Annotated in this window: 19 protein-coding genes and 2 pseudogenes; 6 read left to right on the forward strand and 15 right to left on the reverse strand. The window is 74.2% G+C overall.

The window, feature by feature from the left end:
• Positions 1-7: 7 nt before the first annotated feature.
• Together DEJ50_RS30640 and DEJ50_RS30645 are read left to right on the forward strand one after the other, a co-directional pair.
• Complete coding sequence (locus DEJ50_RS30640) at positions 8-691, forward strand: hypothetical protein (protein WP_150211305.1); 684 nt, start codon at positions 8-10, stop codon at positions 689-691.
• On the forward strand, positions 691-1,971 hold the full coding sequence (locus DEJ50_RS30645) for a serine/threonine-protein kinase (protein ID WP_317852569.1): 1,281 nt from the start codon (positions 691-693) through the stop codon (positions 1,969-1,971). Before DEJ50_RS30640 ends, DEJ50_RS30645 begins: the two co-directional genes overlap by 1 nt.
• Here DEJ50_RS30645 and DEJ50_RS30650 read toward each other — a convergent pair.
• Positions 1,968-3,194 (reverse strand): streptophobe family protein, encoded by a 1,227-nt coding sequence (locus tag DEJ50_RS30650; RefSeq protein WP_150211306.1) that lies wholly within the window; start codon positions 3,192-3,194, stop codon positions 1,968-1,970. The two genes, DEJ50_RS30645 and DEJ50_RS30650, sit on opposite strands and share 4 nt — an antisense overlap.
• A gap of 387 nt (positions 3,195-3,581) precedes the next feature.
• Here DEJ50_RS30650 and DEJ50_RS30655 point away from each other — a divergent pair, with 387 nt between their 5' ends.
• Positions 3,582-4,595, forward strand: a complete 1,014-nt coding sequence (locus DEJ50_RS30655) for a DUF6777 domain-containing protein (RefSeq protein WP_223837971.1) — start codon at positions 3,582-3,584, stop codon at positions 4,593-4,595.
• A gap of 41 nt (positions 4,596-4,636) precedes the next feature.
• Here the strand turns inward: DEJ50_RS30655 and DEJ50_RS30660 are convergent, their stop codons facing one another.
• The 5 genes and pseudogenes from DEJ50_RS30660 to DEJ50_RS30680 form a co-directional block, all read right to left on the reverse strand.
• Positions 4,637-5,428, reverse strand: a complete 792-nt coding sequence (locus tag DEJ50_RS30660) for a hypothetical protein (RefSeq protein WP_223837972.1) — start codon at positions 5,426-5,428, stop codon at positions 4,637-4,639.
• A gap of 108 nt (positions 5,429-5,536) precedes the next feature.
• Positions 5,537-5,893 (reverse strand): hypothetical protein, encoded by a 357-nt coding sequence (locus tag DEJ50_RS30665; RefSeq protein WP_150211307.1) that lies wholly within the window; start codon positions 5,891-5,893, stop codon positions 5,537-5,539.
• A gap of 127 nt (positions 5,894-6,020) precedes the next feature.
• Complete coding sequence (locus tag DEJ50_RS30670) at positions 6,021-6,938, reverse strand: C40 family peptidase (RefSeq protein WP_150211308.1); 918 nt, start codon at positions 6,936-6,938, stop codon at positions 6,021-6,023.
• Between the two features lie 51 nt (positions 6,939-6,989).
• Positions 6,990-7,874 (reverse strand): annotated as a pseudogene (locus DEJ50_RS30675) (SPFH domain-containing protein); the annotation flags it as partial.
• A gap of 406 nt (positions 7,875-8,280) precedes the next feature.
• Positions 8,281-8,748 carry an SRPBCC family protein gene (locus DEJ50_RS30680; protein ID WP_150211310.1) on the reverse strand — a complete coding sequence of 156 codons (468 nt, stop codon included), beginning with the start codon at positions 8,746-8,748 and terminating at the stop codon, positions 8,281-8,283.
• Between the two features lie 63 nt (positions 8,749-8,811).
• On the opposite strand from DEJ50_RS30680, the gene DEJ50_RS30685 reads away from it, so the two are divergent.
• Together DEJ50_RS30685 and DEJ50_RS30690 are read left to right on the forward strand one after the other, a co-directional pair.
• Entirely contained in the window at positions 8,812-10,899 is a 2,088-nt protein-coding gene (locus DEJ50_RS30685) for a SpoIIE family protein phosphatase (protein WP_150211311.1), read from the forward strand.
• A gap of 74 nt (positions 10,900-10,973) precedes the next feature.
• Positions 10,974-13,748, forward strand: coding sequence for a phosphodiester glycosidase family protein (locus DEJ50_RS30690; RefSeq protein WP_150211312.1), 2,775 nt, complete (start codon positions 10,974-10,976; stop codon positions 13,746-13,748).
• Here the strand turns inward: DEJ50_RS30690 and DEJ50_RS30695 are convergent.
• From DEJ50_RS30695 to DEJ50_RS30705, 3 genes and pseudogenes are all read right to left on the reverse strand, one after another.
• Entirely contained in the window at positions 13,729-15,729 is a 2,001-nt protein-coding gene (locus DEJ50_RS30695) for an ABC transporter permease (protein WP_150211313.1), read from the reverse strand. The two genes, DEJ50_RS30690 and DEJ50_RS30695, sit on opposite strands and share 20 nt — an antisense overlap.
• Positions 15,730-15,851: 122 nt before the next feature.
• Positions 15,852-16,709: a molybdate ABC transporter substrate-binding protein gene (gene modA / locus DEJ50_RS30700; protein ID WP_150211314.1), complete on the reverse strand. Its 858-nt coding sequence runs from the start codon at positions 16,707-16,709 to the stop codon at positions 15,852-15,854.
• 63 nt (positions 16,710-16,772) lie between these two features.
• Positions 16,773-17,306, reverse strand: a pseudogene (locus tag DEJ50_RS30705) (TOBE domain-containing protein); the annotation flags it as partial.
• Between DEJ50_RS30705 and DEJ50_RS30710 the strand changes: the two are divergent.
• The gene (locus DEJ50_RS30710) at positions 17,279-17,662 is read left to right on the forward strand and encodes an RNA-binding S4 domain-containing protein (protein ID WP_150211316.1); all 384 of its coding nucleotides are present in this window, start codon (positions 17,279-17,281) and stop codon (positions 17,660-17,662) included. The pseudogene DEJ50_RS30705 and the gene DEJ50_RS30710 overlap by 28 nt on opposite strands.
• A gap of 14 nt (positions 17,663-17,676) precedes the next feature.
• Here DEJ50_RS30710 and DEJ50_RS30715 read toward each other — a convergent pair whose 3' ends face one another.
• The 6 genes from DEJ50_RS30715 to DEJ50_RS30740 form a co-directional block, all read right to left on the reverse strand.
• The gene (locus DEJ50_RS30715) at positions 17,677-18,081 is read right to left on the reverse strand and encodes a PTS-dependent dihydroxyacetone kinase phosphotransferase subunit DhaM (RefSeq protein ID WP_150211317.1); all 405 of its coding nucleotides are present in this window, start codon (positions 18,079-18,081) and stop codon (positions 17,677-17,679) included.
• Positions 18,078-18,683 (reverse strand): dihydroxyacetone kinase subunit DhaL, encoded by a 606-nt coding sequence (gene dhaL / locus DEJ50_RS30720; RefSeq protein ID WP_150211318.1) that lies wholly within the window; start codon positions 18,681-18,683, stop codon positions 18,078-18,080. The genes DEJ50_RS30715 and dhaL overlap by 4 nt, the downstream gene beginning before the upstream one ends.
• Before the next feature lie 61 nt (positions 18,684-18,744).
• The gene (gene dhaK, locus DEJ50_RS30725; RefSeq protein ID WP_150211319.1) at positions 18,745-19,749 is read right to left on the reverse strand and encodes a dihydroxyacetone kinase subunit DhaK; all 1,005 of its coding nucleotides are present in this window, start codon (positions 19,747-19,749) and stop codon (positions 18,745-18,747) included.
• Positions 19,750-19,818: 69 nt separating this feature from the next.
• The gene (locus DEJ50_RS30730; protein ID WP_150211320.1) at positions 19,819-21,273 is read right to left on the reverse strand and encodes an NAD(P)/FAD-dependent oxidoreductase; all 1,455 of its coding nucleotides are present in this window, start codon (positions 21,271-21,273) and stop codon (positions 19,819-19,821) included.
• A 53-nt stretch (positions 21,274-21,326) separates the two neighbouring features.
• Positions 21,327-22,544: an MAB_1171c family putative transporter gene (locus DEJ50_RS30735; RefSeq protein WP_150211321.1), complete on the reverse strand. Its 1,218-nt coding sequence runs from the start codon at positions 22,542-22,544 to the stop codon at positions 21,327-21,329.
• On the reverse strand, positions 22,541-23,074 hold the full coding sequence (locus tag DEJ50_RS30740) for a hypothetical protein (protein ID WP_223837973.1): 534 nt from the start codon (positions 23,072-23,074) through the stop codon (positions 22,541-22,543). The genes DEJ50_RS30735 and DEJ50_RS30740 overlap by 4 nt, the downstream gene beginning before the upstream one ends.
• Between the last annotated feature and the right edge of the window lie 215 nt (positions 23,075-23,289).

Below are 23,289 nucleotides of genomic sequence, written 5' to 3' on the forward strand. Positions count from 1 at the left end.
GCCGGACATGACCCAGCCCCGGAACGCCGACACCGGCACTCCCACCGTCCGTGCCGCTGCCGCCCCCGCCGCGCCTGCCGCCCCCGTCGCTCCCGCCGACCCGCTGTCGGGCTTCCACCCCACGCATGTGGTCCCCCAGGACGGGCTGCCAGCCTGGGAGGGCCCCGACCTGTCGCGGCCCACCTCGCCCCTCGACCCCTTCCTGCCGGTCGAGCTGCTCGCCCGGCGCGGCGAATGGGGCGAGATCCGGTGCGCCAACGGCTGGACCGCCTGGGTCGACGGGCGGCTCCTGGTGGCCGTCCCGCAGCCGCCGCCCACGGCCGGCCGGCCGCTCACCCGGGCCGAGGACCCCCGGCCGCTGCTGGACCGTACCGCCGAAGCCCTCGACCGCTACCGCCAGGCCAGCCGGGACCGTACCGCCGGCCGCTGCGACACCGAGACCTTCCGGCAGGCCACCCACGGCCTGCGGGCCGGAGTGGTGCTGGACGGGGAACGCGTCTGGCTCTACGACGACACGGCCGGCCGCTGGATGTACGGGGACGGAGCCCGGCTGGCCACCTACGCCGTCGCGGCCGGACCGGGCAGCCACCCGGACGAACCCGCCGCACCACACCCGGCCACATCCGAAACCCCGGAGCCGAGCCCGCCCACCCACCCGCCCACCCGCATCGTCGGGCCCGGTGCACCCTGATGACCGACGACCTCCCCAAGCCCCCCGAGCCGGCCGAGCCGACCGGGCCTAACGAGCCGACCGGGCCTAACGAGCCGACCGGGCCTGACGAGCCGACCGGGCCGGTCGGGCCCACCGAGCTGCGTGGCCCCACCGAGCTCCGCGGGCCCACAGAGCCGAACGAGCCGAACGAGCCGAACGGGTCCGCCGGGCCCGGTGATGCGGGTGGGCTCCGCGAGCCGCCCGAATCCTCCGGGCTTCCGGTGGGCCGCCCCTCCGACCTCCACGGGCGGCGGATCGCCGACTACCGGGTGGAGGCCGAGATCGGCCGCGGCGGCATGGCCGTCGTCTACCGGGCCACCGACCTGCGCCTGGACCGCACCGTCGCCCTCAAACTGCTCGCCCCCGAACTGGCCCGCAACGACACCTTCCGACGACGTTTCGTACACGAATCGAAGGTGGCCGCGGCCATCGACCACCCGCACATCGTGCCCGTGTTCGAGGCCGGCGAGACGGAGGGCATCCTCTACATCGCCATGCGCTACGTCCCCGGACTCGACCTGCGGGCCCTGCTGGACCGCAGCGGACCGCTGCCCGTGGAAACCGCCGCCCGGATCGCCGTACAGATCGCCTCGGCCCTGGACGCCGCCCACGACCACAACCTGGTCCACCGGGACGTGAAACCCGGCAACGTCCTGATCGCCGCGGGCACCGACACCGACCACCCCGAGCACGCCTACCTCACCGACTTCGGGCTGACCAAGAAGTCGCTCTCGCTGACCGGTTTCACCAGCGTCGGCCAGTTCGTCGGCACCCTCGACTACGTGGCCCCCGAGCAGATCTCGGGCAAGCCCGTCGACGGCCGCTGCGACGTCTACAGCCTCGGCTGCGTGGTGTACGAGACCCTCACCGGCGGCCCGCCCTTCCGGCGGGACGACGACATGGCCCTGCTCTGGGCGCACCAGTACGATCCGCCGCCGCCGGTCACCGAGCAGCGGCCCGAGCTGCCGCCCGCCGTGGACGAAGTCCTGGCGCGCGCCCTCGCGAAGTCCCCGGAGGACCGCTGGCCCACCTGCCTGGAGTTCGCGGTGGCCTTCCGCGGGGCCGCCACCACGCCCGGCGGACACGCGCCGCCCCGGACCCCGGACCACGGCCCGGCGGACACCGTGGTCGTGGACACCGCGCAGGCGGGCACACGCCCGCCGGACACCCCGCCGGACTCCCCGCCGCCCCCGCCGCCGGACTGGGCCCTGCCGGTGTTCGGCGCCCGCGCCCCCGGGTCACCGCACCAGGCCCACTAGACGCTGCCGCCCCGACGCTGCACGGGCTTCGCCAGCAGGGCACCGAGGAACCCCGCCACCGCGCCCCACACCAGGGCCAGGCCGACCGTGCGCCACAGCACCGCGTACAGTTCCACCGAGGCGTTGAGTCCCTCGACCTCGCCGATGCCCAGCACCGACAGCCCGAACTGGGCCTGGACCCGTCCCAGCAGGCACACCGTCAGTACGGTCAGGGCCAGGGTCACCGCCAGGTGCAGCGCATGCTGCCAGGGCCGCACCCGCGCAGGGGAGCGTACGGCGGCCAGGAAGCCCGTACCGAGCAGCAGCACGGCCGCCACGGCCACCAGCCACCAGGCCCGCGGATCCCGTTCGGCCAGGGTGCCCACATCCACCATGGACAGGTCGGGCGTCCGCAGCACCTCGTCCAGCAGCCGCGGCATCGGCAGCCCGAAGGGGCCCTCCACCCTGCCCTGCCAGGCGCCGCCGAGGCCCACGGTGAGCGCGAGCCAGACCAGGTTCGGCAGCCCGAGCAGCAGGACGGCGAGGGTCTCCGGGGCCCGGCCCCGGGTCAGCGCCACCACCAGCCCGATCACCGCGCCCAGCACCACGTACGCCAGGAGCAGTACCACCGCCGCATGGGCGGCCGGGCGGACCGCCGCATGGAAGCGGACCAGCCCGGCGGGCAGCGGAGCGCTGCGCGACACCAGCAGGGTGATCACCAGCAGGCCCAGGATCCACAGCAGGCCGAACAGCAGGGTGCCGGGCAGATCCGCCCGGAAGGCCACTGTCGGTCCGGAGTCGAGGAGTTCGCCGATCTCGCCGATCGGGGAGTCGCCGGTGGAGATTCCGAAGGTGTGGTGGGCGAACAGGGCGAAGCCGGTCAGGGCCAGCAGCCACAGCAGTACCAGCGGGGCGGCTCGGGCGAGGAGCTCGCCGCCGCCGGCCACGGCCCGGCCGCGCAGCGGACGCAGGAAGCCGGATCCGACGGCCAGGGCGCCGGCCAGGCTCACGGACAGCGGCAGCACCGCGAGGCCGGCCTGGGCCTCGGCCAGGAATCCGGCCCCGCCGGACAGCTCCACCGAGCCGCCGGCGGCCATCACCACGACCGCGGCCACCACCTTCGGATAGGCCCCGCCGGGCAGGTCACCGGCGCCCGCGAAGGCCAGACCGGCCGCGGCGACCGCGGTCATCGCAACGAACCCCGCCAGCACCGCGAGCACGGCGTCACGCCAGGAACGGCTCACACGGCCACCGTAGGCAGCCTCCGCTCCGTGGCACCACCTGAACGGCGCAGGCACGGGTGCGGGGGAGTGACGGTTGTCCGGAGACTTCAGGGAACGCACCTCCTCCGATCCTCCGAACGGGAGAGCACCGTGACGACGCAACCCTCGGGCACGCCGCCGCCGGAGCGCCCCACCGGTCCGCCGTCCGGGCCGTTGTCGGGCGGTGGCGCGGCGAGCGGCGGCGGTGGCGGTGCCAGAGGTGCGGCCGGCGGCCCGGGCGGGCCCCCTGGCCCCGGAGGGCCCACCGGCCCGCCGGGGCCACCAGAGCAGCCGGAGCCGCCGGGCCCGCCGGAGCCGCGGCGGCCCGGCGGAACGCCCTGGTGGCGGTCGGTTCCCCGGCTGGCGACCGTGATCGTGGCCCTGGCCGTCGCCGTGGTGCTGGCGGTAGTGCTCACCCGGCCCGACGGGAAGCCCGCGGTCACCGGCGGAGAGCTCTTCCTCGAGCCCGCGGGATCGGCCGGCCGGGCACCGTTCACCGAGTCCACCGCCACCACCAGCGGCGAGCAGGAGCCCCGGCCGGCCGTCACGGCCGCCCAGCCGACCGGCACGGCCACCGTCGCCACCCGCCCCCACACCGGCGATCAGCCCGGCCTGTACGGCGGTACCAGGGACACTGCCAGCTGCGACGTCGAGAAGCAGATCCGGGTGCTGGGCGAGCAGCCCGCGAAGAACGCGGCCTTCGCCGCGGCGCTCGGCAGGCAGCCGGCGGAGGTGCCCGGCTACCTGCGGTCCCTCACCCCGGTCCAGCTGCGGGTGGACACCAGGGTCACCAACCACGGCTACGAGGACGGCCGGGCCACCGCCTACCAGGCCGTACTCGAGGCGGGGACGGCGGTGCTGGTCGACGACCGGGGGGTGCCGCGGGTGCGGTGCGCCTGCGGGAACCCGCTGGGGGAGCCGGTGGCGCTGAAGCCGAACTCGACGCGGCACGGGAAGCCCTGGGCGGCGTACCACCCACAGAACACGGTGGTGATCGCGCCCGCCCCGAAGACGGTCAAGAAGATCGTGATCTACGACCACCAGAGCCGCGGTTGGTACGAACGCGAGCGAGGGCACGCCCCGGAGCCGGACAAGCCCGTCCCCCGCCCGCCGGCCCCGGTACACCCGGCCTCCCCACCCCCAACGACGGAGCCCGCACCGAACACCCCCTCCCCAACCCCAACGCCCACCCCACCCCCGACCTCGGCCACCACCACATCGAAGCCACCCGGCCTGACCGGGGAGACCCCAACCGCCACGCCGTCCGCCCCAACCACCCTCAGCCCCCCGCCCCCGCCCCCGTCCCTGCCCCCAACCCCACCGCCCCCGCCCGAGCTCACCCCTCCGGGGTCGACCTCACTTCCCCCGGTCGGGGCCGACTAGAGCCTGTCTGATGGGTTGTTGTCCGGGTGATGAGCCCGAGGTCAGTGCAGGTCCACCTGGAAGGCGTGACGGTGATCGGTGGGGCAGGTGAAGATGCGCAGGTCTCCCCACCGGCCGACGACGACCCCTGTCTCGTCGTCGCTGGCCACAGTGAACAGCAGTGTCATGGCCGTGCCGCAGTCGCCGCAGGGAAACACTGCTGGGTGCGTCAGGTGCCAGGTCGGCCAGCCGCCGAGCTTCGAGCCGGCGAGGCGGGTGATGACATCACGGCCGTCGCCGGTCTCGTGGACGAGTTCCTCCAGCCGCGGACGCAGCTCTGGGGGCAGCGCCTCACGGAAGGGGAAGTCGGTCACATGCTCGGCGGTGACCGAGCACGGTTGGGGTAGGTAACCGTCCTCGCCGTACCGTGTGGGCGACGGCAGAGGTGTCAACTGGCGTGTCACGTCAGCGGCTCGGCGCCATCGCATGTCAATCACGGGGCTGGCATCGGCCTGCTGGGCTGGAGGATCCCAGTGCTCATTGGGACACCAGAGGATCTGCAAGAGGTCGATGCCAGCGGGCCACCAAGGCCCCGGCGCGTCGCGGCGATAGATCTGGGCGACCGGCACCATGGCCGTGGCAGGCACGCCAGCAGGGTTGACCTCATCGGGCAACGAGCACACGGGCCACGGCTCGTCACTCGGCCACAGCAGCGGGCCGCCGATCGAGCTGTGCCCAGAGTCCGGCTCTCCCCGCTCGGGATGGAACACGACCGCGTCGCGCGCGTAGGCAGCGAGTTCGGGCAGGACGGCGAGTATCGCTTCGGTCGATGGTCTGGGGGTGCGCGTCATCATGCCTACTCGTCTGCCGGCCGTAGATCGCACGCAGGGTATCGGGCAGCTGCAACCTCAATTCCCCAGGACCGGGATCTCGAGCACCGCGAAGTGACACCTTGCCTGTGATCAGGCAGGCAGGACGGTCTTGCGCGATGGTGGACGCCAGATGAAGGCGTTGGCGATCTCGCCCGGGAACGAACGGTGCTGCCATGTGTCGGTGATGTCGGTCCAGTTGCGAAGGACGGCCTTGCCCGCCGCGTTCGGGGTCTCTCGGTCGTAGACGAGATCGAACGAGTAGACACGGCCGTCCTCATCTATGCACTGGCCGAACTCGTGGTCACCCCCGTCCGGGAAGAGATTGACCAGCACGGTCGCCGCCGGGTCGAGTCCCTGATCTTCGAGCAGGCTCCTGAGCCGCCTCCAAAGATCGAACATGCTCGTGCGCAGGAGGTGAGTGTTCTGAACGTATGCAGCCTGGGACATAGAACCCGATCTTGTGTCACCAGCGCCGAAACTGCCAGTCCTCACAGATGGACAGCGCAGTTGCCGACCGGCAGGAACGGCTGGAGCCGTTCCCGCTCGGCGTCAGTCAGATCACCCCGCCCAACTCCTAGCGCACCCGGCCGTACATGTTCGGGTTGTAGAAGCTGAAGGAGGAGATCCGGACGTTTTTGCCCGGGCGGGGGGCCTCCAGGTATTGGCCGTCGCCCAGGTAGATCGCGACGTGGTGGATGCCCGAGGCCCGGCCGTCGTTCGACCAGAACACCAGATCGCCGCGGCGGAGCTCGGAGCGGGAGATGGGGGTGGTGGCCCGGTACTGGTCGTCGGCGACCCGGGGGAGGGGGATCCCGGCGCTCTGGTACGCGGCCTTGACCAGACCCGAACAGTCCCAGCCGTGCGGGCCGTTGCCGCCCCAGACGTACGGGTCGCCGAGGTGCTGCATGGCGTACGAGATGGCGCGCTCGGTGCCGTACCGCACCGGGGTTCCGGTTCCGGTGCCGGCTGACCCGGAATGGCCCGAGCCGGTGCCGGTCGAGCTTGAGCTGCCGGTGGAATTCGATGAGCCCGTGTAGCGCTCGTACTTGTCCTGGTGGCTTGTCCACCACCACTGGCCGTTCCTCTTGTACCAGTACACCCGGTCGATGGAGTCCCAGCCCTGCTTGCCCCGGAACACCGGCTCCGAGGTCCGCTGCCCCGACGAGCCGCCGGCCTGCTGACCGGCACCCTGGCCCGCCTGGCCGGTCTTGGCCAGGTACTTGCTCTGGTGGGAGGTCCAGCGCCACCAGCCGGTCTCGTCCTTGTACCAGTACCGGGAGCCGTCCCAGCCGGCCCGGCTGGGCGCCGGTTCGGCCGAGGCGGCGCCGGCCCCGGTGCCCACCAGCACGGCGGCGCCGACCGCTGCGACCACGGCCCCGCGGACCGTGCAGCGGGCCCGGACGGTGCCGGGGCCGCGGGCCCCGGCCGTGCTCCCGCAGCCGGCGCAGTTGCAGCCGTCGGGTATCTCCTCGGTGAACTCGGGCGCGCGCATGTGTACTTCCTTTCTTCGGGGGGAGGGGACGCAGCGGGGGCAGCGGGGTTCTCAGCGGGCTTCGGCGGCGGTGCCGCGCGCCGTGTAGAAGGCCACGGTCAAGTCCTTGACGAGGGCCTTGCGTTCGTAGTCGTCGAGGCTGACCAGACCGCGGTCGGACATCCGCTGCACGGTGTCGTCGACCGCGTCGATGACCGAGGTGAGTACGGAATCCCGGTGCCGGGCGTCGATGGCCGCGATCCGGCGGCGCTGCATGGCCCCGGCGACCTCGGGGGCGTACTCGATGCGCACCGGGCGGGCCGAGAACACCTCGATGCCCACGGCCCGGCACTCCGCGGCCAGCAGCCGGGTCAGTGCGTCGCCGACGGCCTCGGTATCGCGCAGGGTCTCGGGCCCGGCCTCCGTCCCGAAGGAGTCGGCCGGCATCCCGGAGAACACGCGGGCGGCCGTGGACTCCACCTGCTCGCGCAGATAGTTGCTGTGGTCGTCCACCGAGAGCAGGGCCCGGGCGGTGTCCCGCACCCGCCACACGACCAGCACCACGGCGTGCAGCGCGGTGCCTTCGGCATCCACCACGGCCAGCGGCTCACTGCGCCAGTGCCGCAGCCGTACGTCGACCCGGGCGCGGCGGGGGAAGGGGGCGGACCACACCAGCCCGGTACGCCGGATCGTGCCCCGGTAGCGCCCGAACAGGGTCAGCACCATGGCGTGGCCGGTGCTGCCGCGCCGCAGTCCGGCCAGGGCGAGGGCGACGGCCAGCACGCAGCCGGCCAGGGCCGCGGCGGGCCAGGCGTCCAGGGTGAGCGCGGGCCGCGGAATTCCGTACCGGATCACCAGCCAGGCCGCCCCGGCCCCGGCGGTACCGGCCGCGAGCAGGGCCCACCAGCCGGAGCAGGACCGCGCGGGCCGCTCGGCGAGCTGCCGGTCGAGTGCGGGCGGCAGGGTGCGGCGCGGCGCACGGGGGGCGGCCGGTGCCGGTGCCGGTGCCGGAGGCGAGGGGGTGGGCGCCAGGGGAGTGGCGGGTGGCGCCGGGACCGTGATGGTCTCCGTCGGTTCGTCGCCCTCGTCACGGAACAGCGGGCCCAGGACCACCGGGTCCCGGTAGGGCCGGACCGGCACCACCGGGAAGGCCGTCGCTCCGGTTGCGATTCCGGGTGCGACCCCAGTTCCGGTTCCGGTTGCGATTCCGGTTCGGTCTCCGGTCCGCTTCGGCGTCTCCGCCACGGCCACCCCACAGCTCGCGAAAGATGATCAAGGATGAATCGATCTTCGCGGAACCGGACAAGTCGACCCTGCGGCAAAGGTCCCGAACGCGCGGGACTTGAGTCCTCAAATCACGAGGTCAGGCGGTGCGGCGCTCCACCGACGCCGCGACATCCGCCAGGTCCCTGGCGATGGCCTTCGCCACCGCCCTGGCCCCCAGTCCGCTCAGCAGCCGCGTCAGCAGCGGCAGCTTCCCGCCCGCCTGCGGCTGCGCCGAGAAGGTCATGCGCACGGCCGTCCGCCCCGGCGCCCGCTCCGTCAGCCGGAACTCGGACACGTAGTGCATTCCCGCGTTGTCCGCCTCGGCTACATAGCGTTCCGGGGTGTCACACGCCGTCACCCACATCTCCTCGGTCGCCGACTTCCCGAACATCCGCCGGGTCTCCCGCCACCGCGTCCCCACCCCGAACGGCCCCGGGGTCAACACCTCCACCGCGTCCACCCCGCTCAGCACGAGCGGCATCGACTCCAGATCCGTCAGCGCCTGCCAGACCTCGTCCATCGGCGCAGCGATCTCCCGCTCGACCGACACCTCGTTGTTTCCCATGGTTGGGATTGTCGCCCGCGGCCGACTCCCGCGCGCGCCGCCGATCGGTGAGACAGTGGCTGCATGGCCGAGAAGGTCGACTGGCCCGCCCGGCCGGATCTGAGCCTTGCGCTCAACCGGATGGGGACCTTCGACTGGGACCTCGACAGCGGGCAGATGCACCTGGACCCGACCGCCCTCGAGGTCATGGAGCTGCGCCCGGACGAGTACAACGGCACCCTCCTCGCCCTGCGGAAGCGCATCCCGCCCGACGAGTCGGCCCGGATGGACGCCCGCGTCGCCCAGGCCCTCAAGGGGGGCCGCGACCACTACGGCGCCTACTTCCGGATCCGCCGCCGCGACGGCTCCTCCCGCTGGACCCATATCCAGGGCCACATCCTGCGCCACTCGAACGGCCGCCCGTACCGGATCATCGGCGTGCTCCGGGACGCCTCCCTCGACCCGCGCGATCCCGGCCTGCCCGGCCGGCAGGACGAGGGCCGCCGCCGGATGACCGGGGTGGTGGAACGCACCACCGCGATCCTCGCCCACGCCCGGACCGTCAACGACGTCACCGACGTCCTCAAGGACCCGGAGGCGCTCGGCCACCTGGGCGCGGTCAGCGTGATGCTCGGCATCGTCGACGGCGGCCGGATCCACCTGGTCGCGGAGGGCCAGCTCGGCTCGTACGTCCCCGAGATCGAGTACACCCGGATCGACGCCGCCTTCCCGATGAGCAAGGCCGTCCGCACCCTGCAGCCGGTCTTCCTGCGCTCCCGGGAGGAGTTCCAGGAACGCTACCCGCTGCTGTGGCCGTACATCGAACCCCTCTCCGTCCGCAGCGGGGTCTACCTCCCGCTGATCGCACAGGGCCGGCCGATCGGCGCGCTCGGGCTGCTCTACAGCCGGGACGGCGACTTCACCGCCGAGGAGCGCAATGTGCTGGTCGCCCTGGGCAGCGGGATCGCGCAGAGCCTCCAGCGGGCCATGCTCTTCGAGCAGGAGCACGACCTGGCGGAAGGGCTGCAGCGGGCCATGCTGCCGCGCCGGATTCCGGAGGTGCCGGGCGCCAGGATCGCCGTACGCTACCGGGCCGCGCGCATGGGCCGGGACATCGGCGGCGACTGGTACGACGTCATCCCCATCGGCGAGGGCCGGATCGGCGTGATGATCGGTGACGTGGAGGGCCACGACACGGATGCGGCGGCACTGATGGGCCAGCTGCGGATCGTGCTGCGCGCCTACGTCACCGAGGGGCACACCCCCGGCACCGCCATGTCCCGGGCCTCCGCCTTCCTCCGGGAACTGGAAACGGATCGTTTCGCCACCTGCACCTACGCGGAAGCCGATCTGAACACCGGCCGGCTGCAACTGGTCCGGGCCGGCCACCTCGACCCGGTGGTCCGGCGCGGCGACGGCAGCTGCCACCGGGTGGCCGTGGCCGGCGGACTGCCCCTGGGCCTGCCGCCCCGGGAACGTTCCGGAACCGGCTCCGGTTACCCGGTGACGACTCTGGAGCTGCACCCGGGCGACACCCTGCTGCTCTGTACGGACGGACTGGTCGAGCGGCGGGGCGCCGACCCCGACGTCGGGATGCGGGAGTTCATGGAGGCGGTCCGGGACGGCCCGACGGACGTCGAGGAACTCGCCGACGTCCTGTGCGACCTGGTCGGGGACGCGGGCGGCGGGGACGACATGGCCCTGCTCCTGCTGCGCCGCCGGGGCAGCCCGGCCCCGCGCGGCAGCGGTCCGCTGCGCCAGCACCTGGCCCCCGGTGACCCGGAAGGCCCGGCGACCGCCCGCCATCTGGTCCGCGCGGCGGCGGCTGCCTGGGGTGCCGGGGAGCGGGCGGACGAGATGGAACTGGCCGCGGACGAGCTGATCACCAACGCCCTGGTGCACACCGATGGAGGCGGCGAGATCAGCCTGCGGCTCACCCCGGAGGGGCGGATCCGGATCGAGATCGAGGACACCTCCAGCGCCCTGCCGCGGCGGCGGGAGGCGGGCGACTGGGCGGTGTCCGGGCGCGGCCTGATGCTGGTGGACCGGCTGGCCGACGCCTGGGGCGTGGAAGCGCGGGGCAGCGGCAAGTGCGTGTGGTGCGAGTTCCTCGCCACCTCCGCCGCCGCCACCCCCGGCCCGGCGGCGCAGACCGCGGCGGCGAACGGCTGAAAAAGAGCATCCCATCCGATATCCCGCCTTGTGTCCTTACCTATCATGTGACCGGATTGCCCGATGCTGCCTGCGTGGTGACCCTCCGTCCCTTTCTCGGTCCTCTGATCGGCACCGTCCTGCCGGCACTGCTGATCACCCTCCCGGCGGCTCCCGCCCGGGCAGCCGACGTCAACGACGGCATCGAGACCGACCGCACCGCCCGGCAGATCGCCCCCGGAATCCGCCTGGAGTCCTACGACCGTCTCCACGCCGACCGCTGGCTGCGCATCGACGAACTCCTCGTCGACCTCGCCGCCCCCGGCCTGCGCGCCGAATACCTCGGCGGGCCCGGAACCCTCACCGCAGCCGCCGCCCGCCACCCCGCCGGACGCGGCCGGCGCGTGGTCGCCGCCGTCAACGGGGACTTCTTCGACATCCGCCGCACCGGCGCCCCGCTCGGCCCGGGCGTCGCCGACGGCCGTCTGCTGCACTCCCCGTCACCCGGCGCGGGCACCGCCGTCGGCTTCGGCCCCGGACCGGTCGGCCGGGTGCTGCGCCTCGCCCTCGCCGGTACGGTCACCCTGCCCGGCTCCGGCCCGCTGCCCCTCGCCGGGTTCAACTCCGCCCGCCCGCCCGCCGAAGGCATCACCGCCTACACCGCGGACTGGGCCGGCTCCGGCCCCGCCCTGCCGCCGGGCGCGGACGCCGAGGCCGACGTACGGGACGGCGTGGTCACCGCCGTACGGCAGCCGGGCCGCGGCACCGAGCCACCGCCCGGGACCACCCTGCTGGCGGGGCGCGGCGACGCCGCGGCGGAGCTGGCGGCGCTGAGCCCCGGCGACCGGGTCGGCATCACGGCCGGCCCCGCCGCCGGCTCCGGCCCCCTTCCCACGGCGGCCATCGGCGGACGGGAACAGCTGGTCGTCCACGGGGTGCCGCAGAACCACGACCGGTCCCGCAACAACTTCGCCGCCCCGCGCACCGCCGTCGGCTTCTCCCGGGACGGCCGGTATCTGCGCATCCTGACGGTCGACGGCCGGCAGCGCGACAGCGCGGGCATGACCCTGACCGCGCTCGGCCGGCTGCTCCACGAGCGGGGCGCGTACAACGCGCTGAACCTGGACGGCGGCGGCTCCAGCACCCTGCTCGCGGGCCGCAGCGGAGACACCGCGCTCAGCCTGGAGAACTCCCCGTCCGACGGCCGCCTCCGCACGGTCCCCAACGGTCTGGTCCTCACCGTCGCGGACGGCACCGGCCGGGCCGCCGGCCACCGGGTCGAGGCGCCGGCCGGCTCCACCCGGGCCTTCCCCGGCCTCACCCGCACCCTCACCGCCGTCGGGTACGACGACATGTACGCCCCGGCCGCGGCCGGCGGGCCCGACTGGTGGACCACCCCGGGCAGCGCGGGCTGGGTCGGACCGGACGGAGTCTTCCACGCGGTCCGGCCGGGCGGTGCCTTCGTACACGCCGGGCGGGCGCCCGCCGACGGCGCCATCCGGCTGGACGTGCTGGGCGCGCTGACCCGGATCCGGCCGGTGCCCGACCGGATCGGCCTCGCCGACCGGGCCGAACAGGGCACTTTCCGGCTGGCCGGATTCGATGCCCAGGGCGCGGCGGCACCCGTGGAGGGGCGGGACGTGCGCTGGGAGTACGACCGCTCACGGTGGCAGGTCGCGGACGACGGCCGGGGCGGCTTCACCCTGACGGCCCGGGTCGCCCGGGCCACCGGAGTGCTGAAGGCCACCGTCCCGGCCACCGGGACCACCGTCGAACTCGCCGTGGGCGTCGGCTCGGTGCAGCGTACGGTGACCGGATTCGACGAGGCCGCCCGCTGGACCGGCTCCGGGGCCGGCCCGGCGGACGGCCACCGGGGCACCGGCCTGCGGCTGTCCGCAGGCGCGACCGGGGAATCCGCCCGGCCGCCCCGGCCCCTGCCGCTGCCCGATCCGGTGCGCAGCCTCGGGCTGTGGGTGCGCGGGGACGGCTCCGGTATCCGGCCGGTGCTGCGGCTGACCGATGCGGACTGGGCCGAACTCGCGCTCCGCGGCCCGGCCGTGGAGTGGGCCGGCTGGCGCCGGATCACCCTGCCGGTGCCGGCCGCCGCCGAACGGCCGCTCAGGCTCACCGGCCTGGCCGCGAGCGGCGGCACCCGGACCGGAAAACTGGTGGTGGACACCCTGACGGCCACCGGCCCGGACCCGGGTCCGGCGCCCGCCGCCCCGTCGGCGGAACAGGACCCCGGGCCGGCCACGGCCGCCGAAGTCCGGGCCCGGAGCTGGCGGTTCGGCGTACTGCCGGCCGGGCTGCCGGAGCCGGAACGCAAGCGGGCGCTGGCAGAACTGCGTGCGGGCGCCCCCGACTTCATCCTGACGCAGGACGCGGCCACCGGAGACGGCCTCCGGCCGGTGCCGGGCACCGCGTCCTTCCGCCACCGGGGCGTCCGGTTCCTCCCGCTCGACACCGGCCGGAAGACCCTCCAGGGCGGCGGACTCGCGCGGCTCCGCGCCCTGCGCGCCGCGCTCGCGGAGGCCGCCCTGGACCGGGACACCGGCGCGCTGGTCCTCGTACAGCCCTACGCGGGAGCGGACCGGGTGGACCGGAAGGAGGCGGCGCTGTGGACCCGGTGGCTCGCGGAGTTCCGGCGTACCTCGGGCAAGGGAACGGCGGTGATCTCGCTGGACTCCCCGGAGCCGGGATCGGCCCGTTCCGAGGGCGTGCTCTCCCACGCTGTGGGAGTCTCGGGCTGGGCCCTGGTGGGCGCGGACGCCTTCGACCGCCCCGCCCCAGGAGCCCCCGCCGGCCCCAACCCCGCCCCCACCGGCCGCCCCTGGCTCGCCGTCCACTCCGTCACAGCTCCACGAGGGTGACCTCGGTGGCCTTGACGCTCGTCCAGACCGGCGCCCCCTCGGACAGCCGGAGTTCGGCCGCCGCCGCCGGGGTGATCTCGGCGACCAGGTCCGGGGACTCCGGGGAGGTGATCAGGACCCGCAGTCGGCTGCCCGCCGAGGTGATCTCGCGGATGGTTCCCGGCCAGGTGTTGCGGGGGCTGCCGCTCGGGCGTTCCCGGTGGACGGAGACCGCCTCGGGCGCGATGATCGCGAGCATCCGGGTGCCCTCCGGCAGGGAGTCGGCCGCGACCAGCCGGCCGCCGCCGTCCAGCACCAGGTCCTCGGCCCCGGCGGTGCCGGGCCAGGCATTGCGGCCCAGCATCCGGGCCACCCACGGGGACCGCGGATGCCGGGTCACCTCGGCCGGCGGGGCGTCCTGCAGGGCCCGTCCGTCCGCCAGGACCAGCACCCGGTCCGCGAGGGACACCGCCTCGACGGGATCGTGCGTGACGATCAGGCAGACCCCGCCGAAGCCCGCCAGATGGCTGCGCAGGGTGTGCCGGACGCGCACCCGGGTGGTCTGGTCGAGCGCGGCCAGCGGCTCGTCCAGGAGCAGCAGCCGGGGCCGGGCGGCCAGCGCCCGGGCCAGCGCCACCCGCTGCGCCTGCCCGCCGGACAGCTCGGCCGGCTTGCGGTGGGCCAGATGGCCGACCCCGAGCCGGTCCAGCCACTCCCGGGCGGCGCGGCGGGCCTCGGCGCGCGGCACCCCGCGGGCGCGCAGCCCGTACGCCGTGTTGGCCAGCGCGTTCAGGTGCGGGAACAGGGCACCGTCCTGCGGGACCCAGGCGACCTGACGCCGGTGCGGCGGCAGGTCGGTCACCTCGGTGTCGCCGAGCCGCAGGGTGGCATGGGCCCGGGGGGTCAGGCCCAGCAGGGCACGCAGCAGGGTGGTCTTGCCGGCCCCGTTCTCGCCGACCACGGCGATGGTGGTGCCCGGTTCGGCGTCCAGGGTGAGCCGGTTGAAGCCGGTGACCTCGGCGTGCAGCGGCCAGCGCGCGGAATCCGCCGGCTCCGCGCGCCTGGCCGGCACGTCCTGCGGAGGATCGGCCGGCGCCGCCTGCGGGGGTGCGGCCGGGCCGGGCTCCGGGGCGCCGTACGCGGCCCCCGCACCGGCACCGCCATCGACGTCGGCCAGGGCGGGGGCGGAGGCGGGGGCGGTCCGGCGGGCCGTCGGCGTCCCGGTCCAGCGGCCCCGCAACGCGATCAGCACCGCCATGGCGATGGCCAGCAGCAGCAGCGAGAGCGAGGTGGCGGCCTCGGGCTCGTCCTGCAGCAGCAGGTAGACCTGGAGCGGCAGGGTCTGGGTGGTGCCGGGCAGGTTCCCGGCGAAGGTGATGGTCGCGCCGAACTCGCCGAGCGCCCGCGCCCAGGTGAGTGCCGCACCCGCGATCAGCCCGGGGGCCACCATCGGCAGGGTCACGGTGAAGAACACCCGGACCGGCGAGGCCCCCAGGGAGGCGGCGGTCTCCTCGTAGCTCCGCCGCAGACCGCCCAGCGCCCCCTCCAGGCTGATCACCAGGAACGGCATCGCCACGAAGGTGGCGGCCACCACGGCACCGGAGGTGTGGAAGGGCAGGGTGATGCCGAACGTGTCCTCCAGCCACGGCCCGAGCAGCCCGCGCCGCCCGAACCCGAGCAGCAGGGCCACCCCGCCCACGGTCGGCGGCAGCACCATCGGCAGCAGCACCAGCGAGCGGACCACGGCCTTGCCGGGGAAGTCGACCCGGGCCAGCAGCCAGGCCAGCGGCACCCCGAGCAGCAACGACAGCAGCAGCGCCCAGAAGGACACCAGGAGCGAGAGCTTGAGCGCCTGGACCACCCCGGGGGTGCTCAGATGGGTCCCCAGCTCGCCCCAGGAAGTGCGGACCAGGATGCCGATCAGCGGCAGCAGCAGGAACGCGATGGCGAGCCCCGCGGGCAGGGCGAGGGCCAGGGGCGTACGGGTACGGAGTCTGCTCATGAGGCGGCGTTTCTGGTGGCGGCGGAAAGGGCGGGAGGGAAAGACGGGACGGGGACGGCGGGAGGGGGACCGCCTGTCCCCCCGGACCAGGCAGTCCCCCTCCCGCCGTCGTCAGCGGCCGGTCACGGCTGCTGGAAGCCCGCCTCCTGGAAGATCTTCTGCGCCTCCGGGGTGGACAGCCAGGCCACGAACGCAGCCGCCGCCTCGGCGTTCTTCGAGGCCTTCAGCGAGGCGGCGGGGTAGGAGGCCACCGCGTTCTGGTCGTCGGGGATCTCCACGGCCTCGACCTTGTCCTTGGACTTGGCGGCGTCGGTCTTGTAGACGAGACCGGCATCGGCCTCGCCCAGCTCCACCTTGCTCAGCACGGCGCGGACGTTCGGCTCCTGGGAGACCGGCTTCACCGCCACCTTCTGCGCGTCCAGGATCTGCTTGCTGTAGCGGCCCACCGGGACCTCGGGCGCGGCCAGCACGACCTTCAGCTTGGTGTCGGCCAGGTCCTTGAGGGCGCCGACCTTGTGCGGGTTGCCCTTGACGGTGGCGATGACCAGGCGGTTCTTGGCGACGATCGCCGGGGTGCCGGTCTCGGCCTTCAGGCCGTCCATGGTCTTGGTGTCGGCGGTGACCAGGGCATCGGCCGGGGCGCCCTGCTTGACCTGGGCGGCGAGCTCCTGGGAGCCGGCGAAGGAGAAGGTGATCTTTGTGCCGGGGTGCGACTTCTCGTACGCGGCACCGGCCGTCTTGAACACGTCGGTGAGAGAGGAGGCGGCGAGCACCGTGAGGTTGGCGGCCTTGGGGGCGCCGGAGGCCGGAGCGGAGGACGAGCCCTCGGCGCCGGACTTCGGGGACTCCTTGTCACCGCCGCAGGCGGTGAGCGGGACCAGCAGCGCGGCCGAGAGGACCGCGGCGGCGGCCCGACGACGGTTCAGGAAGGCGTGCGAGGACGAGGACGAAGACGGGGACGGGGACGAAGACGAGGACATGGGCGGAACACTCCGATGGGGAAAGGGCGGCAGGGACCGTCAGGTGCGGTCGATGTGGACACTGGTGGACTTCACGCGGGCGGTGGCCCGCATTCCGACCTCCAGTCCGAGCTCCTCGACGGCTTCGCGGGTGAGCAGGGAAACCAGCCGGTGCGGACCGGCCTGAATCTCGACCTGAGCGGCCACGTCGCCGAGCCTGACGGCGGTGACGATCCCGGGGAAGGCGTTGCGGGCGGAGGTGTACGGCTCCTCGTCCTCGGTGTGGGCACCCTGGCCCACCTCGACGGAGAAGGCGGCCAGGTCACGGCCGTCGATGAGCCGCCGGCCGCTGTCGTCGCGATGGGTCGCGACGCGGCCTGCGTCGGCCCAGCGGCGCGCGGTGTCCGGGCTGACGCCGAGCAGGCGCGCCGCCTGACCGATGGTGTAGGACTGCATGTGCGACAAGGTAGGGGCACATACGCAGCATGTGCAATTCTCTTGGGATGATGTACATGGCAGCTGCAAGGTCACTTGTCGCATCAGCCAAAAGTCGTTCCGCTTCCGGCCGGGGTGCTCGATAAAGTCGGGGCATGGCAGCCACGGGAAGCGAAGAATCATCGGCACGTGTCGACGCCTGGATCTGGGCGGTCCGCCTCACCAAGACCCGCTCGATCGCGGCGGCGGCCTGCCGGGCCGGGCACGTACGGGTCAACGGCGACCGGGCCAAGCCGGCCCAGTCGGTGAAGCCCGGCGATGAGGTGCGGCTCTTCCACGAGGGACGGGAACGCATCGTGGTGGTCCGCCAGGCCCTGAGCAAGCGGGTCGGCGCCCCGGTCGCTGCCGAGGCCTACACCGACAACAGCCCGCCGCCGCCCACGAAGGTGGAGGCGGCGGCCACCGGCCTCCGCGACCGCGGCACGGGCCGCCCCACCAAGCGGGACCGCCGCGAACTGGACCAGCTGCGAGGCCGCTGACGAAACTGCGGCCGTCAGGCCTTGCGGTACGCGTACGCCTCGGCCGCCGACGCGGCCACCGCCTCCAGCGGGGCCCCGGCCGAGGCGGTGACCAGCGCCGAGACCGCGCCTTCGACGAACGGCGCATCCACCAGGCAGGCGCCCGCGGGCAGTTCCTCCTCCGCCAGCAGGGTCTTCACGGTCAGCACGGAGCTGCCCAGATCCGCCAGCAGGGCCACCCCCGCCCCCTGGTCCACCGACAGCGCCGCGGCCACGATCAGATCCGCGCTGGTGCCCAGCCCGCCCTCGGCCGTGCCGCCGGCCGCCGCCAGCGGGGCCACCGGCCCGCCGGCCGCCAGCCCGCGGGCCAGCTCCGCCACCGACTCGGCGACCTGCGCACTGTGCGACACCAGAACGATCCCGACCAGCGGCCCGCTCACGATTCCCCCTCCGCGGCCTCTGCCAGGGCGGCCAGCAGCAGCGCCGAAGAGGTGGCCCCGGGATCCTGGTGCCCGATGCTCCGCTCGCCCAGATAACTGGCCCGGCCCTTCCGCGCCTGCATCGGTACGGTCGCCAGCGCCCCGTTCTCCGCCGCCTCCGCCGCCGCCCGGTACGAGGTGCCCAGCGCCGCCACCCCCGGCACCAGCGCGTCCAGCATCGTCTTGTCGCCCGGCGCCGCCCCGCCCAGCTGCGCCACCGCCGCGACCCCCGCGTACAGCGCCTGCCGCAGGTCGTCGTCGGACACCTCGGCGGCCGTGCCGAGCTCCTTGCCGGTGCGCCGCAGCAGGGTCCCGTACAGCGGCCCGGACGCACCGCCCACCGTCGAGATCAGCGTCCGCCCGGCCAGCTGCAGCACCGCCCCCGGCACCTCCGGGCGCTCCGCCGCCAGCTCCCGGACCACCGAGGTGAAGCCGCGCAGCAGGTTGCTGCCGTGGTCCGCGTCGCCGATGGGGGAGTCCAGCTCGGTCAGCCGGTCCGCCTCCCGCTCCACCGCGGACGCGGCGGTCACCAGCCAGCGCCGGAAGAACTCTGCGTCACGCACCGGGTCTCCTCGCCTCGATCGTGGGCCCTGCCGCCACCATAGGGGGTGCCGGGACCCGGCCTCAGCGGCCCCACCGCAGCGCGGGCGTCTGTACGGGCGCGTCCCACAGCCGCAGCAGTTCCTCGTCGGCCCGGCACACCGTCACCGAACACCCCGCCATGTCCAGCGAGGTGACGTAGTTTCCGACCAGCGTCCGGGCCACCGGCACCCCGCGGTCGGCCAGCACCCGCTGGACCTCCGCGTTGAACCCGTACAGCTCCAGCAGCGGGGTTGCTCCCATCCCGTTGACCAGGACGAGCACCGCCTCGCCGACCGGACGCAGCCCCTCCAGATCCGCCAGCACGGCGCCCACCGACACCTCCGCGATCTCCCGGGAGGTCATCATCGGGCGCCGCTCCCGGCCCGGCTCGCCATGGATGCCGATGCCCAGCTCCAGCTCGCCCTCGGGGAGTTCGAAGGTCGGGCTGCCCTTTGCCGGGGTGGTGCAGGCGCTCAGTGCCACCCCGAAGCTCCGCGCGGACTCGTTCACCCGCCGGGCAACCGCCGCGACCTGCTCCAGCGGTGCGCCCGCCTCGGCCGCCGCGCCCGCGATCTTCTCCACGAACAGGGTGGCGCCCGTACCGCGCCGGCCCGCCGTGTACAGGCTGTCCACCACCGCCACGTCGTCGTTGACCAGGACCCGCTCCACCCGCAGCCCGTCCTCCTCGGCGAGCTCTGCGGCCATCTCGAAGTTCAGCACGTCCCCGGTGTAGTTCTTCACCACGAACAGCACCCCGGCCCCGGAGTCCACCGCCGCCGCGGCCCCCGCCATCTGTGCCGGCACCGGAGAGGTGAACACCTCCCCGGCGCAAGCGGCGGACAGCATTCCGTATCCCACGAACCCGGCGTGCAGCGGCTCGTGCCCGGACCCGCCGCCGGACACCAGCCCGACCCGTCCCGCCACCGGCGCATCCCTGCGCACCACCAGCCGCCGCGCCACGTCCACGGCCAGCTCGGGATGGGCGGCGGCCATCCCGCGCAGTGCGTCCTCGACCACGGTCCCCGGACTGTTGATGAGCATCCTCATGGGCCCATCCTGACCGACCGGCACCGTTCCGGAGGCCCGATTCACACCATGCACACCCTGTGCACTGCGCTATTCGGCGGGTTCCGGCACGGCCGGCCGGCCCACGGACCGCTCGGCGGCCGTCAGCGGAGGCCCGTCCGGCGGCGGACCGGCCGGACCCGCGAGGACCGCGCGGACCGTCCGGGGCCGGAACAGCCGGGTCGGGGGCTCGGCCAGCGACATCACGTCGAACAGCGCCCGCAGCGCCTCCTCGCTGGACATCGCGGTCCGGCTGAGCCGGTCCACGTACCCGTGGGTCAGCCGGGCGGCGAACGGCGCGGGCCGGCCGGTGGCACCGGGGAACCGGATGTCCTGGCCGGTGGTGATGGACCAGGGCACCTCCACCACCCGGCCGACGCCCCGCTGGACGGTACGGGCCAGCCGGGGCGCGGCGAGCCCGTGCGCACGCAGCGCCGTACGCAGCACGGCCGCGCTCTGCGCCGCCACCGTCATCCCCTGCCCGTACACGGGGTTGAACGCGGCGGCTGCGTCACCGAGCACCACGAACCCGGCCGGCCACGGCCGCAGCCCCTCGAACCAGCGCCGCCGGTTGCTGCAACTGCGGCTCAGCCGGACCTCCGACAGCGGTTCGGCGTCCGCGATCAGGTCGGCGACCAGCGGATGCCGGGCCGTACGGGCGAAGGCCTCGAATTCCACGGCCTCCCGGGTGGGCTCGGCCCCCCGGGTTCCGGCCAGGGTCACCAGCCAGCGGCCCCCCTCCACCGGCAGCAGCGTGGCCATCCGGCCCGGCACCGGCCGGCCCGGGTCCGCCTGGATGCCGACCGCCGGGAAGCCGGCCGCGCCGTCCGGAGCCCGGTAGAGCCTGCTGGCATAGACGAGTCCCGGGTCCACGGACTCCTCCCGGACCCGGGGGAGCCCGATCCGCTCCAGCCACTCCGGCGCGCGCGAGCCCCGGCCGGTGGCGTCCACCACCAGGGTGGCCGAAACCTCCTCGGCCGCACCGGTGGCGAGATCACGGACCCGCACGCCCCGGACCGCGGTCCGGGTCCCGGCTCCGGTGCCGGTTCCGGTCGCGAGCAGGTCCTCGGCGTGGACGCCCGTACGCACGCGGATGCGCGGGCCGGTCAGCAGGACGGCGCGGGCCGTCGCATCCAGCAGGTCCCGGGAGCAGGCGAGCTGGTACTGGCAGGCGGAGCCGCGGCGGACCCAGCCGTGCGGGGTGAGCAGCACCAGGTCGGCGGGCATGTCCAGCTGCCGGGCGCCGGCGTCCAGCCAGGCCCGGGTCAGCCCCGGCGCGATCGCCTCGATCACCCGGACGCCCCCCGACCAGAGCAGGTGCACATGGTGGGCCTGGGGCAGCCCGGGCCGGGGGGCCGGGCCGGCCGGCAGCTCGTCGCGGTCGAGGACGAGGACCTCGTCGGCGTGCTCCGCCAGGACCGCGGCGGCCAGCATGCCGGCCATGCTCGCGCCGAGCACCACGGCCCGCCGGACCGGGCGGTGCGCGCTGTCGGGTGGGGCGTCCATCGGCGGTCTGCTCCAGTGCGGTGTCAGGGACAACGGGCTACGGGCTACGCGTATCACGGGCGGGTGGTCCGGGTGTGCAGCGGGGAGGCCGGCGCACTGCGGGGAGCCTGCCACGCCCGGCGCGGGGCGCGGAACAGCCCCGAGACGCGGACCAGCGCCTCCCGGTCCAGCAGCGGCAGTTCGGCGCTCTCGTCATCCCGCTCGGCCGCAGCCTCCACCGCCTCCGCATCCCCGCCGGCGGCCTTCGCCGCCATGGCCGCGGCCAGTACCGCCGCCTCGACGGCGGCATCGGCCACCGCCCCGGACAGCCCCGCCGCCCGGACCCGGACCAGGGCGTCCTCGGCGACCGCGGCGTCCCGGTACGGGCGCAGCGACAGCCGGCCGTCCTGCACCTCCGCCACCCGGCGGGTCAGCCGGAGGTCGATCTCCCACCACGGCACCGGCAGCTCGGCCACCACCCCGGGAGTGGCCGCCCGCAGCGCCCGCGACAGCGGACCCAGCCGGTGGAAGGTCCGGACGGCGGCCAAGGTGCCCGACACCCGCCCCCCGACCACCGGCAGGATGAATCCGAGGCCGGTGAACAGGGTGCAGGTGAAGGCGAACAGCGGAGCGACCAGGGTGTTCAGGGTGTCCCAGTCGTGGCCCGCCCAGCGGGCGCCGATCGCCGCGAACTTGGAGAAGTCCAGGCCGAAGTTGAGGGCGAAGCCGAGGATGAGGACCCGCAGCCCGCGGCGCAGCCAGGGCGGCCCGGTGACCCCCGCGAACCAGCGGATGCAGAGCACCGTCGCCGTGACCGCGGCCCCGGTGTGCGCCGTGAGGTAGAGCAGGATCATCTCGCGGATGTACGGGGTCTGCGCGTAGTACGTGTCGAAGTCCGTGCGCTGCTCCACCGGGGCGTCACCGATCACGAACAGGACGACCAGCGCGACGATCACCAGCCCGTAGACGGCCTGCAGGCGGCGGGCCGCGCACCGGGCCTTCTCCTCCGGCCCCTCCCGCCAGTACACCAGCAGCGTCAGGATGAGGGCGCTCTCGGCGGTGAGCAGGCTGTAGACGAGCGGCGCGGAGAAGTTCGGCACCCCGGTGGCCCCGTTCACCCACCCGATGACGTCCGGGTTGGCACAGCAGTAGGCGATGCCGCCGAGCAGCAGTACGCCGCACACCGTCGTGGACAGCGGGCTGTTCCGCCGGTGGCGCAGGCCGGGAGCCTTGATCAGGCAGGCGGCCCACAGGGCGCTCGCCAGGATCCAGTACCCGGAGTTGCCGTTCACCAGGTCATTCCGGTCCCGGTGTGACCGAGGGTCGCGTGCAGGCGGCGCCCGAACTGGCTGGCGGATTCCGGGACGGCTTCGGCGTCGGCCTGGAGCCAGCGCACACAGCGGCTGGCGATCAGCGAGCCGAAGACCTCGCAGTCGGCCTCTTCCTCTTCCTCTGCCTCTGTCTGTGTTGCCGCCTCCGTCGTCCTCGGCCGGGCGGCCTCCTGCTCCATGTGCCAGAACTCGTGTCCCAGAATGCACAGTTGGTGCTCGGCGGAGGTGTTCTCCTCGATCAGGATCAGCGCCCGGGCATCGGTCCGTACCAGCAGGCCGCTGACGGTGCACACGGGGAACCGCACCAGGCGGTACTCGACGGGCGCGCGGTGACGCCGTGCCATGGAGGCGCACAGCGCCGCGAACACGGTGGGCGGGTCCACGGGCACGGGCAGCTCGAGGCCGCTGAGTAACGCGTCCCGGGTGCGGCGCATCTTCCTGATGTCCGCACCACGCCGCCGTCCCCCGGTCAGCCGTGGAGTGAAGGTCACGGCCTGATCGTAAAGTCCGCCTCCATACGGCCGGAAGGCGGATCCACGACCGATCTCCGGACGATCAGGGGCCCTCCGGTGACCGATAACCGACGGTCGGCCGGCGTTCCGCCCCGGCTCGCGGTGCCCGCCTCCCGGCCCCTCGGACGCCGTATCGACTGAGCCGACTGCCTCCCTCTTCCGGGGGACGGTTCCGCAGCCGGACCGTCACCGGC

Source organism: Streptomyces venezuelae (genome assembly GCF_008642295.1).
Lineage (GTDB): Bacteria > Actinomycetota > Actinomycetes > Streptomycetales > Streptomycetaceae > Streptomyces > Streptomyces venezuelae_C.